This window comes from Planococcus sp. S3-L1 (genome assembly GCF_030063085.1).
GTDB classification, from domain to species: Bacteria; Bacillota; Bacilli; order Bacillales_A; family Planococcaceae; genus Planococcus; species Planococcus kocurii.
The window spans coordinates 253,437-267,288 of the sequence record NZ_JASISN010000001.1 but is presented as its reverse complement, the minus strand read 5'-3'; the positions used below and the strand labels follow the sequence as shown (position 1 = coordinate 267,288).

General features: G+C 41.0%; 10 protein-coding genes. 1 reads left to right on the top strand and 9 read right to left on the bottom strand.

The window, feature by feature from the left end; genetic code table 11:
* Window positions 1-144: 144 nt before the first annotated feature.
* From QMF37_RS01305 to QMF37_RS01285, 5 genes are all read right to left on the bottom strand, one after another.
* Window positions 145-1,968, bottom strand: coding sequence for an ABC transporter ATP-binding protein (locus QMF37_RS01305; RefSeq protein ID WP_151897526.1), 1,824 nt, complete (start codon window positions 1,966-1,968; stop codon window positions 145-147).
* Window positions 1,961-3,688 carry an ABC transporter ATP-binding protein gene (locus tag QMF37_RS01300; RefSeq protein WP_071153149.1) on the bottom strand — a complete coding sequence of 576 codons (1,728 nt, stop codon included), beginning with the start codon at window positions 3,686-3,688 and terminating at the stop codon, window positions 1,961-1,963. Before QMF37_RS01300 ends, QMF37_RS01305 begins: the two co-directional genes overlap by 8 nt.
* Before the next feature lie 247 nt (window positions 3,689-3,935).
* Window positions 3,936-4,868: a DMT family transporter gene (locus QMF37_RS01295; protein ID WP_071153148.1), complete on the bottom strand. Its 933-nt coding sequence runs from the start codon at window positions 4,866-4,868 to the stop codon at window positions 3,936-3,938.
* 54 nt (window positions 4,869-4,922) lie between these two features.
* Window positions 4,923-5,984: a copper resistance D family protein gene (locus QMF37_RS01290; RefSeq protein ID WP_078080687.1), complete on the bottom strand. Its 1,062-nt coding sequence runs from the start codon at window positions 5,982-5,984 to the stop codon at window positions 4,923-4,925.
* Entirely contained in the window at window positions 5,981-6,523 is a 543-nt protein-coding gene (locus tag QMF37_RS01285; protein ID WP_071153147.1) for a copper resistance CopC family protein, read from the bottom strand. The genes QMF37_RS01290 and QMF37_RS01285 overlap by 4 nt, the downstream gene beginning before the upstream one ends.
* Before the next feature lie 165 nt (window positions 6,524-6,688).
* Here QMF37_RS01285 and QMF37_RS01280 point away from each other — a divergent pair, with 165 nt between their 5' ends.
* Window positions 6,689-8,695: a bifunctional diguanylate cyclase/phosphodiesterase gene (locus QMF37_RS01280; RefSeq protein ID WP_058384371.1), complete on the top strand. Its 2,007-nt coding sequence runs from the start codon at window positions 6,689-6,691 to the stop codon at window positions 8,693-8,695.
* Window positions 8,696-9,044: 349 nt separating this feature from the next.
* On the opposite strand, the gene QMF37_RS01275 is transcribed toward QMF37_RS01280, so the two are convergent.
* The 4 genes from QMF37_RS01275 to QMF37_RS01260 all read right to left on the bottom strand — a co-directional run bounded on the left by QMF37_RS01275 (window position 9,045) and on the right by QMF37_RS01260 (window position 13,797).
* A complete protein-coding gene (locus tag QMF37_RS01275; protein ID WP_058384370.1) occupies window positions 9,045-9,512 on the bottom strand; it encodes a threonine/serine exporter family protein in 468 nt (155 codons plus the stop codon).
* 12 nt (window positions 9,513-9,524) lie between these two features.
* Entirely contained in the window at window positions 9,525-10,280 is a 756-nt protein-coding gene (locus tag QMF37_RS01270) for a threonine/serine exporter family protein (protein ID WP_058384369.1), read from the bottom strand.
* Between the two features lie 116 nt (window positions 10,281-10,396).
* Entirely contained in the window at window positions 10,397-11,536 is a 1,140-nt protein-coding gene (locus QMF37_RS01265; RefSeq protein WP_071153145.1) for a zinc-dependent alcohol dehydrogenase, read from the bottom strand.
* A 101-nt stretch (window positions 11,537-11,637) separates the two neighbouring features.
* Entirely contained in the window at window positions 11,638-13,797 is a 2,160-nt protein-coding gene (locus QMF37_RS01260) for a beta-propeller domain-containing protein (RefSeq protein WP_283476105.1), read from the bottom strand.
* Between the last annotated feature and the right edge of the window lie 55 nt (window positions 13,798-13,852).

Sequence of the window (13,852 nt, the reverse complement as noted above, 5' to 3'; positions counted from 1 at the left end):
CAGTAGCGGAATCCGGTATTCGCCTCAAAAGGACAAATAAAGACGGTTAAACCAAAAAGCCTGTTCCGTATTAACTGGAACAGACCTTTTTTCTCCAATTAGACTATCTGTACTAGAGCGAATCTGACTTGGAGAAACTCATTTTTATGACTTCGCATCTGCCAGCATAGTGGCATAAATACCGTTTTTATTTAACAACTGCTGTTGTGTTCCCGATTCAACCAGTTTTCCCATCTCCATAACCAGCACCAAATCAGCTTTTCGAACGGTATTCAATCTGTGCGCAATGACGAAGCTCGTTCGGCCCGACATAAGATGCTCAAGTGCTTCTTGTATTTTCAGCTCAGTAACGGTATCAATACTGCTCGTCGCCTCATCGAGCAATAGAATAACCGGATCAGCAATCAACGCTCGTGCAATTGACAGCAATTGTTTCTGTCCTTGACTAATCATCGACCCGTCTCCAGTTAAAATGGTATCGTAGCCATCCGGCAGGTTCGCGATAAAGTCGTGTGCATTGGCACCTTTTGCGGCGGCTATTACTTCTTCGTCGGTCGCGTCCAATTTTCCATAGCGGATATTGTCACTGACCGTCGCCTCAAACAAGAAAGGATCCTGCAACACAAAAGCGATTTGTTTACGTAAGGTTTCGCGAGGCATAAAAGAAATCGGCGTGCCATCTAGACGGATTTCACCTTTATTGGCATCATAAAAGCGTGCTAACAATTGCATGACGGTCGTTTTCCCTGCTCCCGTTGCACCAACGAGCGCTACTGTTTGACCAATGCCAACGGTAAAACTGACATCGCGAATAGTCCACGCTTCTTCTGAACCTTCGTATTTAAAAGAAACTTGGTCAAAGACGACTTGCCCTTCTAATTTTTTCTCCACATTCAAAACTTGATCGTCTTTTTCTTCTACCTCATCCATAATCGAGAAAACACGCTCAGCCCCTGCTATTGCTGACAACACCGTATTAAACTGGTTGGCCAGATCGTTTAACGGCCGCGTAAATTGCCGTGAATACTCGGTGAAAATAACGATGACACCTATTGAGATGGATCCATTAAAAGCAAGAATTCCTCCTACACCAGCTACTACCGCAAAGCTTCCGTTATTAAGAAAGTTCATCACTTTTGGAATAAATCCAGCATAAGTCCAAGCCCAAAATCCAGCGTGTCGAAGCCGTTCACTTTTTTCTCTGAAATCCTCCATAACACGCGGTTCTTGTGAAAACGCCTTTATGATTTTTTGTCCAGAAATCGTTTCCTCAATCATGCCATTTAATTCACCAATTGCTTTTTGTTGCTCTTTATAAAGACGGCTAGTTCGTTTCGTAATCCATTGAATGGAAATGTACATGAGCGGAATAATAATCAACGTGAATAACGTCAACAAAGGACTAAGTGTCAGCATGACGATCGCTGTACCTGTTAAAGTTAAAATACTTGAAAACACTTGGATAAATGAAGTATTTAATGTTGAAGAAACATTTTCAATATCATTAGTCATCCGACTCATCAATTCACCGTGTTGTCGCTTGTCAAAAAAAGTTACAGGCAGCCGTTGAAGATGTGAAAAGAGCCTTGTTCGTAATCGGTAAATAACTTGTTGGGCAATTCCCACCATCCAAAAATTTTGCAAATACAAAGATGCGGAATGGCCCATATACACAACAATTAACCATAGCACCACAATGCCCATACCTGCAAAAGTTTGCGGGACAATATACTGATCAATGATAAAGCCGATTAAATAAGGACCTAGTAACGCTAGAGATGAGCTGACAAAAACGAGCGCCAACACTACAATGAGTAAGGTTCGTTGTTCGTCCACTAACTTCCAAATTCGCAGCAGTGTCGATTTCCAATTTTCAGCACGTTCATTTTTCTTTTCTTTGTTTTTACTCAAGTCTTCTTTTGTCAGAATCGGTTCATGACCGAAAGGACGACGAATAGCATCAAACATATTCATCCACCTCCTCCTCTTGTTGGGACATCGTAATTTGACGATACAACTCCGAACTCCTCATGAGCTGTTCATGGGTTCCATAACCTGACACGATGCCATCCTCTAGTAGTAAAATCCAATCTGCTCTCATTGCCGTCCGAATTTTTTGAGTGACTATGAGCATCGTTGCATTTTCACGGTCCAGTTCTGCCCATAATGCAGCTTCGGTTTTTACATCCAGTGCACTCGTGCTGTCGTCTAAAATCAAAATAGAAGGCTTGCGTACCAAAGCACGCGCTATAGACAAACGCTGCTTTTGACCACCAGACAAATTGACCCCTTTTTGGCCAACCCGTGTAAAATATCCTTTGGGGAAACGCTCGACGGTTTCATGAATCTGAGCTTTAATCGCTGCATCAGCCAGTTCATCCTGTGCCACTTCATCTTTCCCCCACGAGAGATTGTTAGAAATTGTTCCTGTAAATAACAGTGATTGCTGTGGCACAATGCCAATCGTTTTGCGCAGTGCGCGCAGCGACCACTCTGTGACATCCCGGCCATGCACCGACACAGTTCCTTCAGTCGCGTCATAAAAACGCGGAAGCAGTTGCAGTAAAGAAGATTTCCCAGATCCTGTCGCCCCCATAATTGCCAGTTTTTCATTGGCTCTTAAATGGAAAGAAACGTCTTTTAGAACTGGTTGCGCAGTTTCAGGATAAGCGAACGATACATGCTCAAATCGGACTTCTCCGCGACGAATAGCTTTGACCTCGCCAATTTCATCTTGTTCATGAACATCTTCTGCTAGCAACACTTCTTCAATTCGCTCAGAAGAAGCTTTTGCTCGTGCAAAAATCATAATGATAAAAGAAAACATCGAGAACGCACCCGTCATTCGCATGGCATAGTTGACGATAGCTACCAATTCACCAATTTGCGCTCCACCACTACGAATCTCAAAAGCACCAAACCATAGAACCGCCAATAAAGAAAGGTTCATGCCAAATAATAAAATCGGCAAAATAATTTCCATAACCCTGAATGCTTTTACCGTATCAACTTTTAACGCTCCCGCCACTTCAGAAAAACGGTTAGATTCATATTTCCCTCGTAGATATGCTTTGATCAACCGCACTGCTTGCAGGTTTTCTTGAACAATACGGTTAACACGGTCTAAGCGTTTTTGAACAAAGCCAAAATAGCTAACGCCTTTTTTAACCATGACGTACAGAAAAATTAGTAGAATAGGAAAAACAATGACTAAATAAAGAGCTAGTTTTGGATTAACGACAAATGCCATAATCATACTGCCCACTACTAGCAAAGGGGCTCGTAGCATAATCCGTAATCCCATGTAGAGAACTTGCTGAACCATCGTTATGTCACTGGTCAACCGTGTGATTAAACCAGAAGCTGGAAATTTATTGAACATGGCCAATGAAAAAGATTGAATGCGCCCATAGAGAGCCTGTCGGAGATCAAACGAAAAGCTGTGTGATGCATGCGCGGCAAAATACGAGTTAACAATACCCGAAATAAAAGCGATGACGGATAAAGCCATCAGTACAATTCCTAATTGAATGATGACACCTTGATCTTTCGCAACAATTCCTTCATCAATGATACGAGCGATGACAAGTGGCTGTATCAATTCAACTATTAATTCCAGAATCATTAAAATCAACGCAATAACAATGTAAAATTTATATGGTTTAGCGTATGAGAAAACGGTTTTCATGTGAATGCCTCCTAAACGTTTCGAAACTCGAACCTTTATACTCAATAGTATGCCATAATTTTCTGATATCGAATAGGAATTTCTATTTTAAACCAGAAAAACGATGCCTATAAAAAGGCATCGTTCTCTTCAAATCAATACAGACTAGAAAACCAGACAGGAATTATCCTATTAATAAGTTAAAATACAACTATTTTGCGTAATATCAGCGAGTGGAAATGATACGTTCAACCTATATAGTGGAGAATTACTCTATAGTTTGTGGCAAATCAACCTGCTTTTTTTCCTTTTTTGGATTTCCAGCAAGCGATAGCCAAGCGACAAATACTAGCATTGCCAGTGCACCAAATAACTGAATCTTCGTCAATACTTGGCCAAACCAGAACATTGAAATAACCATTGCCGTCAATGGTTCAAGTGACGAAAGAATACTCGTTTCAACTGCAGTAATATAGCGCATGCTGCTGAGGAATAGCACAAAAGCAGCTGTCCCGATAACAATAATAGCAAGTATGGACACAGCAACTGCTGGCTCAGCTAAAATTGGCCATTCATCTGATAAAAAGATTGGATTTACTAACCCTAAGAAAATCCCAGCAAACAGCATTGACCAACCGACAACAACTAATACTCCCCATTCCTGCATAAGACGCGCAGGATAAAGTGTATAAAAAGTAAACGCTAGACCTACTAAGATCCCCCAAAAAACAGCTTCTCCGCTAATAATCAGTTGGTCAGGCTTGCCATTAGTTAACAGTAAAAACAACCCAGCTAACGTGCCTAGCATCCCGATAATTTGATAAACAGGTGGCATTTTTTTATGAGTAATGGAAACAAAAACAATAATGTAAACGGGAGCAAGAAACTGCATTAACGTTGCAACTACTGCGTTACTTGCTTCAATGGCCGCAACAAAACTATATTGAACACCGAGCATTCCAAGAATAGAAAAAATCAGCAAAGGTCGAATCCAGTATTTATTGCGAAAAACGGCTGTGATATGAACTCCTTTTAACTTTAGAAATAATAGCAATAATAAGCCCGCAACCGACAGCCGTATCGTAATAAGAAACGGCACCGTGATAGCATAATTATTCATTATCCACTCCATCAAAGGGCCTGTTGCTCCCCACATCATCGCACCAATCAATATCATTGAAATTCCTTTTAAACGATCCATCTCCGCATCCCTCCACATAGAAAAACCAATCCCGAAAGATTGGCCCGTAATTACTCAAAACGACAGATTCAACATCAATCCTGTATAAAAGCAACTGATAAATCCTACACTAAAAAACAGCGACAACCAAGTATTTAATTGTCGGTAAAAGCCGACAACCATTAATGCTAGTAATAACAAACTGAGACCCATTAGTAGAGAGCCGTTCAAAGTCACATCGAGCTCGGCAGCAATGGGAATATAAAACGGACCTGTGAGCTTGTCGATAAACCAGCCGCTTCCTTCAATCCGCAATGTATCATTAACATCATGAGGCGGCGCTTGTTTGCTCATAAAAGCTGTAAACACAAAGACTACCAGTAACAGTAAGCTCTCGACCTTTAGCCAGGTTGGCTGAAAATCTTTTTTCTTGTTAAGAAAACCATTTATGAGAGCGGCTAGCAAAACGGGTACGATGCTTACATGCTTGAGTAACAGCAACTGACCATACGGCAGGGCCCAAGAATTTGTGTAATCCGCAGGTGCTACGAAAAAAAACATAATGATAATTCCGCTGGCAATTACTCCTGCTACACAAAATAAGGCAAGTGGCGTGAACCACATAAGAAACTTGCGCCAGTTCGCTCCATCTTTTGCAAACCACGCTACGTGAAGCAAAACTCCTGTCCAAATCGACATTAAAAGAATATGACTTGAATGAAGAGCAAACCCAACCCATAGATCAATCGTTGAAATGTGGCTGTAAAACCCGACAGTTAATATAAGTAGAAGTAAATAAAAGGCTTGAATATAACGGCTGCCATTTAAATAAATTACTATTGCCAAAATGATACTAAACAATAAGGTAATTAACCATCCTTGTCCTATTCGAAACTCAGTAATAGCATTTTGATAAGCTTCTACTAGCCCCTGACTACTCTGCAAAAATACAGTCAATTCAAACACAGGGACAAATGACAGCAAAGCTATTCCTGCAATACTGATTAGCAACAAAACTTTAGAGGTAGACAGCGATGGTTTTCGGTCTTCTGGTATGAATTGCAACACAACAAAACCTGCAAGATAGGAAAAAGCAATATACAACAAGACATCAGCAAATCCAGTAAAAAAAGTCATTTTTTCTTCAACAGCAATTTATAAATGCCGTAAACCACTAAAATTGCAGCAAGAACCAGTAAGATTGTTACGAGTAGATTGCTGTCACTTTCAGTTTGAGTTTCCGCTACTGTTTCTGAAGCTGCTATAGTTTTTGCTTCTGGCTCTTCTGTCTTTTCAGATACCACTGCAGGCGTCACTTCTTCTTCAATTTCGATAGAGACCCCAAAAGTAATCTCTCCTTCAATCGGATGACCGTCTTCTCCAATGATATTCCAAAGAATACGATAAGATCCGTTAGGCAAGGCCTCATTAAGGGTCCCAACTAACGAATTATCTCCAACGACGATACGGTCAAATTCAAAAGAACCACTTTCTCCCTCGATGGACATGGTGCTGCCTTCTTCGATTTTTGTGCCGAAAACTAACTGTACTTCTTTTAAAGCTTCCATGATGTTCTCGCCTTCAGCAGGTGTCGAAGACAATAAAGTTGTGTGTGCTTGAACTGAAACAGGAACAAGTAAGAGTAGGAATACAAATACAAAAAACTTCTTATACATTTTTTTACCTCAATTTTCATATGATTTATGCCTATTCTCTCACGATTTTCGCGGAAAGGACAGCAAAAATTCTACAAATCTCACTAGAGAATATTTGGAAAAGGATGACGATAGACCTTTTCTTCTCTATAATGAAAGTAAACTACGGTTAAGGAGCGTCAACGAATGAATGAACTGCAAAAAAAACTAACTGACACCCTTGTCTTCAACCATATTCCCTTCCCTATCATCATTAATGACAAAAACGGCTTGATTACGTGGTGTAACCAGCATGCAGAGCGCGTTTTCCAAATACAATCTGAAGCGGTTACAGGAAAAATCTCTCCTTATATGAATCCTGAGAAGGCAGCTCTAAGCAAGCATTCGTGGGATAAGTTATTACATGCCGAGGAACCGGTGAGATTTGAAGATATTGAAATCGAATTAGGCGAAGGAATTAAGGCATATACGACTGTCGTAGCTAAATCCTACACATTCGAAGACCAACAGTTTGTGATGACAATCTATGAAATGGATGAAGCAGATAAAGATGACTCTTCCTCGAAAGAATTAAATCATTTGAGAAATGGTTTAGATGATTCTTTCATGATGCTGTATTTCGATCAAGAATTTTTAATTACCTATGCAAATCCATTATTTTTAAAGCTAAGTAAATGGACACCTAAACGCATTTTAAGCAAGCCTGTATGGCATATGTTTGGAGAGAGCGAAACAGATGTCCGTTTTGTCGACTCAGTTATTACCACTTTACGAGAAGGTAAAATTTGGAACGGCGAAGCAAAAAAAGTAAAAAAAGATGGCGAACTTTACTGGGTAGATCTAACAGCTATTCCTATGCAACTTTCTAATGAAGATACTTATTATATTTTTCTAGAAAAAGACATTACAGCCACTAAACAAGCTCAACAGCATCTTGAGGAAATTGCTTTTATCGATCCGGTCACAGGCTTGGAAAATCGTCATCGTCTTGAGCAGATAGTCAATGAATACATAGAAGAAGGACGCCATTTCTCCTTTATTTTTCTTGATATTGACCGTTTTTATACCTTACGTGATGTGTCGGACACAGCTACTGAAAATGAGTTACTTATTGAATTCACTAAACGTCTACGCATGTATTTTTCCGATTCTATTATTACACGCGCTGGTTTACATGAATTTGCTTTAGTAACGCCATTAAGCAATTGGTTTATTGAAGGATTTCTCCATTATTTGCAACAGCACCCCATCTACTTAGGTGGAACAGCCATGCCACTAACAGTCAGTGGAGCCATTACAAAATATCCGGAAGATCAGCAAAATTTTATGCATCTAATCAAAGCTTCTTATGCGACCATCAAGAAAGTGAAAGATCGTGGAGGCAGCGCAATTTCTGCATTGACATCCGACGATCATGAGCGCTTGAGCCGAAAAGCACATATTGAAAAACGATTAATATACGCATTAGATCGTAAAGATTTGCAGCTTTTGTATCAGCCACAAGTCAATTTGGAAAACGGCAAAGTCGAAAGAGTAGAGGCATTGGTACGTTGGACCGATTCAGAAATCGGCGTGATTACTCCCGATGAGCTAATACCGATTGCCGAAGAAAATGGGTTAATCAATGAAATTGGAAGTTTCGTCGTTGAAACGGTATGCCGACAATTAAAAGACTGGAAATCAAAAGGCATCGATTTGCAAATTAGCATTAACTCCTCAATTCACGAATTCAGAGACAAAGATATGGCGAAGATGCTGCTTGAGCAATTAAAGATTAATGATTGTCAAGCAAGTTCGTTGATGATTGAAATCACTGAAAAATTTGCGCTAGAAGCAGAAGCAGAACGGTCAATCATGACACAGATGAAGAGCCTCCATCAAGAAGGCATAAGTTTTGCATTAGATGACTTTGGAACTGGCTATGCTTCGTTCCGCTATATGCTCATGTTGCCAATATCTTCAATAAAGATAGACCAAATGATTATTCAGTCCATCACCAAACAAGAAAAAATCCAAAAATTAATCAACGGTATGATTCAGTTCGGCAAATCACTTGATTTCCAAGTAACTGCTGAAGGCGTTGAAACCAACGAACAATTCGAACTCCTGCGCGCGATGGGCTGCGACAGCCTACAAGGTTACATCATCGGGCACCCGATGAACGCTACCGAACTAGAAAAATGGCTGGGGTGAAAAGAAAAGCGCACGCGCCCGTGTAGATTCGACGGGCATAAGGCGATGTGGCGAAGCGGCATGTTTTCAGCCGCACTGCCGCATTGACTTATGACCCTAGAATCTGGGCGCTTGCGCTAGACAACAAAGAAAAGCGCACGCGCCCATGTAGATTCGACGGGCATAAGGCGATGTGGCGAAGCGGCATGTTTTCAGCCGCACTGCCGCATTGACTTATGACCCTAGAATCTGGGCGCTTGCGCTAGACAACAAAGAAAAGCGCCCGCGCCCGAAACAAAAGTCATAAAGACTACTCGAAATATAAAAACAGACGTTTTAACAACTTAAAAATGGGTCTGACAAACAAGAATTATTCTTGTGTCAGGCCCATTTTTCTTTGTATTCTTTTTGCCTGCCGCTTGAAAAACAGTTGCATCATTACTTCTGCAAAGACCAGGCCCATTGCAACAGCACCCGAAACCATCAATGCTTCAGAAGCAAATGAGATGGCTTCTAGATAATTATGTTCAACAATATTCCGCATCGCATTATACGCCTTGCTCCCCGGTACTAATGGAATAATTCCGGCGATACTAAAAATAATCATCGGCATACGGAATTTTTTAGCCAGCAAATGCGCTACAATAGAGACAACAAATGCACCGGCAAAAGATGCCTGCACCGAGTCTCCAAAGGCCAGGAAAAATGTGCGGTAAATGAGCCAGCCACTCATGCCGACCAGTCCACAGCTGACCAGCGTTCTACGTGGCGTATTGAAGATGACGCCGAACGCGCCGGCAGCCAAAAAACTGAGAAATGCTTCTAATGGCCAGTTCATGCGATCTCCTCCTTAAAATGATAAAACTACCGCGATTCCTGCACCAATGGCAAACGCTGTTAAAAATGCCTCTGCTCCTTTAGACAATCCCGATACGAAATGTCCTGCCATCAAATCCCGAACCGCATTGGTGATGAGCAATCCAGGAACAAGCGGCATAAGTGAGCCAATAATCAATGTGTCCAAATCGGTCGCAAATCCGCTATATACCGCGATAGAGGCTAAAATTCCGACGATGAAAGCTCCGATGAATTCCGCGAATATCTTCACACGAGTTTCTTCAAGAATGGTTTCTACAATAATAAAACCGGTGCCTCCAAACACAAACGCAAAAGGAAGATCAATCCAACTACCTCCCAATAAAATTAAAAAACAAGCACTTGTTATAGAAGCTGCCAAAGTTTGCACCCATATATGAAATCGATAATTGGTTTGGTCAATGGTCATCAGTTCGTCATAAGCTTGTTGCAATGTAAATTCTCCAGCTACTAACTTTCGCGAAACAGAGTTGACAAGGGCAACTCTCTCTAAATCTGTACTGCGGTTGTTAATACGCACAAATCGCGTAGCCAATTCTTCACTTGGAGAAAACATGATACCTGCTGGCGTCACGAAACAGTGAGAATTTACCATGTTTTGTGAACCAGCCATTCGGATCATCGTATCTTCAACTCGATAGGTTTCTGCTCCACTTTCCATCATAATTCTGCCTGCTAGCAGAAAACAATCCAAGGCGAGCTCACGTCTGGTTTCTCCTACTTGCGTCACATAGTTTGCTCCTCTCGCAGTTGATTTCTGTATTCATCATAACGCAGATAGACAAAAAACTAAACGCCCCGAAGAATCGAGGCGTTTAGTCAATACTTTCGTATGCACATTATCAACTATGGTTTCAACACGACTTTTGTACAATTGTCCTGATGGTCATTAAAAATTTGATAAGCATCGCTAGCACTTTCTAAAGGCATTATATGTGAAATAATTTCACGGGGATCAAATTCTCCGTTTTCAATTTTTTGATAAAGCATTGGCATTAAATGAATTACTGGAGCCTGTCCCATTTTCAATGTGACATTGCGCTCAAACATATTTCCAAGCGGGAACTGATTATAAGTCAATCCGTAAACTCCTGTCAATTGAATCGTTCCAAATTTGCTTACTGCATCTTTTGCGATGTCAATGGCACTAAGTGTTCCGCCCTGCAGCATCAATTTTTGCTGTGCGGCTTCTGCTGGCGATTTTTTGCCATCCATTCCAACACAGTCAATCACAACACGTGCTCCACCTTGCGTGATTTCATGAATCAACGCACCCGTGTTGTCGTGCTTACTGAAATCGACAATCTCCACATTGTTTATTTTTTTAGCGAGTTCCATTCGGTAAGGAATTTCATCTACTGCAATAACGCGACTGGCGCCTTGCATCCAAGCAAATTTCTGAGTCATGAGCCCAATAGGACCACAACCTAGAACAACTACGGTATCGCCTTTTTTTACGCCTGCATGTTCTACACTCCACCAGGCAGTCGGTAAGACGTCTGATAAAAACAGCAACGATTCATCTTCTAACTCCGAGGATTCAGGAATCAACAGGGGTGTGAAATTTCCATAAGGCACGCGCAAATACTCCGCTTGACCACCTGAATAATCACCATAACGTTCCGTCAGACCAAAATAGGCACCGGTATCGAAATGAGGATTGCCGTTTGAGTTATCACACTGGCTTTCCATTTCGTTGCTACAGTAAAAACATTTACCACAACTGATATTGAACGGTAGGACAATGCGATCGCCTTTTTTCACTTTAGTAACGTCCGGCCCCACTTCTTCTACAATTCCCATCGGTTCGTGTCCAATGACCGTGTTTTTGGTTGTCGGTAATGCACCTTGATAGATATGCAAATCTGTTCCGCAAATAGCTGTTGCCGTTATTTTTACAATAATATCATCTTTTTTCTGAATTTCAGGATCTTTTACATTTTTCACTTGCATATCTTTCGTTCCTTGAAACGTTACTGCTTTCATCATTATCCCTCCAATTGTAGTTTTAGAATACTGTTCCTGTTCCCTTTTCATCTTGATTAAAACATAAAAAAAGAAGCGAATAACACTCGCTTCTTTACGTATTAATCGAATACCAAATCGCTGATTGGTTCGAATGTCTCCAATCCATAGCTATGGATTTCGCTAGTAGCTATCGTGTAGAGCTCCTCTTCAATATAGAGAATTCGCTGAATAGCTGAATGCCAATCTTCGTACTCATTATTCGTTTGTTCAACTAAATTTGCCGTTTGTGAAATACCATCTGGAGTAATTGTGTAAATCAATGCTCCTTCACCTTCAAATTCTACATACTCACCAGTAGTTTCATCATATAAGCTAATTGGAAAGCCAAATAGATTTTTCTCTTGATGAGTAAATAAAGCTTTGTGATCGTATTGAAGAGCAGAGTATGTTCCAGGTCCTCCAATAATTTCAGTGTCTTTTTCTAGTGGATTCGCAAAGTCACTGACATCGAATAAGGAAATTTTCATTCCTCCTGCGACTACTCGCGGTTCTCCGTTCTTAACAGGTATTAGCTTTGTGTCATAACCAAAACCAATCAAGTGATCTTCATCCAGTGGGTGTAAATAATTAGAGAAGCCCGGTATCTTCAATTCTCCAAGTACTTTTGGAGAAGCAGGAGTCGAAACATCAATGACGAAAAGCGGATCTGTTTCTTTAAATGTCACCATGTAGGCTTTATCCTTAATAAAGCGTGCTGAATAAATTCGCTCACCAGGAGCCAAATCTTCCACCGATCCCACTTGCTTCATCTGCTCATCCAGTATGAATAAATGATTTTTTGAAGGGCTGGTTAAGTCCCACGCAACGCCTTCCGTTGTAGCTGCTCGGAAATGACCCTCGTATTCATCCATGGAAAACTGATTGAGCAAGGAACCGGTTATTTCTGCAGAAGCTAAAAACTCAACATCTACACCACTCAAATTGAATTTAAAGACTTCTGTATTCGCTTGCTGAGGGAGCCAAACATCCATTCTCGGACTATCACGTAGCTTTTCATTCGTTAACGGAACATACACAGGTGCAGTCAAATAAAGATGGTCTTGGTTCATATAAAGCTGGTCACTGCCACCCAAAAATCCTTCTGTTGAAATATCGTTCGTGTCAGGTGCCGTCAAATCAATGGCTGTGATGACGCTATAACTGCCTTCTGCCGTTCCAGGTAAAATGGCAATGCTGTCGTAATCTACAGGTTCAAATTCGCCTCCATGCTTCGAATCATATTGATGAGGACGAAGTTCAGGCGCCTCTTGTTCTTCTAGCATCCAATAATCGGGATAAACGTTTGTAACAAAGTAAAGAATGTTATTCGTTAACCTAGCGCCGCTCATATTCCCTTCCGTTCCAAACTCACGAAGCAGTTGAGGAGATTTTGGGTTGCTGATGTTGTATAAATGAACAGAAGTAACACCCATCTGCGGTCGGTAGTTATGTGGTAGACGGAAATTATCGATTGGTTGAGCTGAGTACCAACTGCCCATGACTACTAATGTGTCTCCTGATAAGAATAGTTGCTGGGGATACATATCATCATCAAACGACAGCTCCGCTGCAACAGTCATTTTTTTTGGATTCTGAACATCTGTCACAATGACACGTGATTCACTAATAGAATAGATATACGAACCATCCGTTTTTACCGAGTCCGCTTCGTCTACCCCTTCCACTTGATTGTTAGTAGTCGAATAACTTCTTTCTGCATCCATACCAGTACCAGACGCCGTGTCTGTGGATTCTGCTGACTCTTCTCCTCCACTTTCTAAAACAACGCCGCCATTTTGTTGGTTATTTTGTTGCATCTCCAATAAACGCACAAAATAAGCTGTTAATTCTTTCTCACCCGACAACTTCTCCAATTGCTCTTGTACAACAAATAAGATTTCTGTGTCTACTAAACTTTTCATGAAGCTGTTTTTCAATGCAGCTTTTCTAACATGTAATTGATATTCGCCGGTAGTAATTTCTGGTATTTCCAATGTCTTGCCGTTGTTCTGAATGCGCATTTCAACTTCCACACGTTTGCCTTGTGCATCCGTAATGTAGACATCCCCCTTATCAACGGCTTTTAGTTGGAGCGGCGAAGAAAAGCTAGCCTTCCACCCTTGTTCCGTTAAAACAACAGGGGAAGCACTTACAGAGACTTTATCATTGAGAAAAATAACTACTAAACCAATTGCTACAGCGGCAATGACAGCAACGATCCAAATCTTTTTCTTCTTCATGACACTTCACACCCTTTCAGACATCCCTTTTCTCATTAGACAGGGAATCACTGGA

Coding starts and splice junctions, on each gene's coding strand:
- QMF37_RS01305 (WP_151897526.1), bottom strand. CDS start 1,968: ATGTTTGATGCTATTCGTCGTCCTTTCGGTCATGAACCGATTCTGACA.
- QMF37_RS01300 (WP_071153149.1), bottom strand. CDS start 3,688: ATGAAAACCGTTTTCTCATACGCTAAACCATATAAATTTTACATTGTT.
- QMF37_RS01295 (WP_071153148.1), bottom strand. CDS start 4,868: ATGGATCGTTTAAAAGGAATTTCAATGATATTGATTGGTGCGATGATG.
- QMF37_RS01290 (WP_078080687.1), bottom strand. CDS start 5,984: ATGACTTTTTTTACTGGATTTGCTGATGTCTTGTTGTATATTGCTTTT.
- QMF37_RS01285 (WP_071153147.1), bottom strand. CDS start 6,523: ATGTATAAGAAGTTTTTTGTATTTGTATTCCTACTCTTACTTGTTCCT.
- QMF37_RS01280 (WP_058384371.1), top strand. CDS start 6,689: ATGAATGAACTGCAAAAAAAACTAACTGACACCCTTGTCTTCAACCAT.
- QMF37_RS01275 (WP_058384370.1), bottom strand. CDS start 9,512: ATGAACTGGCCATTAGAAGCATTTCTCAGTTTTTTGGCTGCCGGCGCG.
- QMF37_RS01265 (WP_071153145.1), bottom strand. CDS start 11,536: ATGAAAGCAGTAACGTTTCAAGGAACGAAAGATATGCAAGTGAAAAAT.
- QMF37_RS01260 (WP_283476105.1), bottom strand. CDS start 13,797: ATGAAGAAGAAAAAGATTTGGATCGTTGCTGTCATTGCCGCTGTAGCA.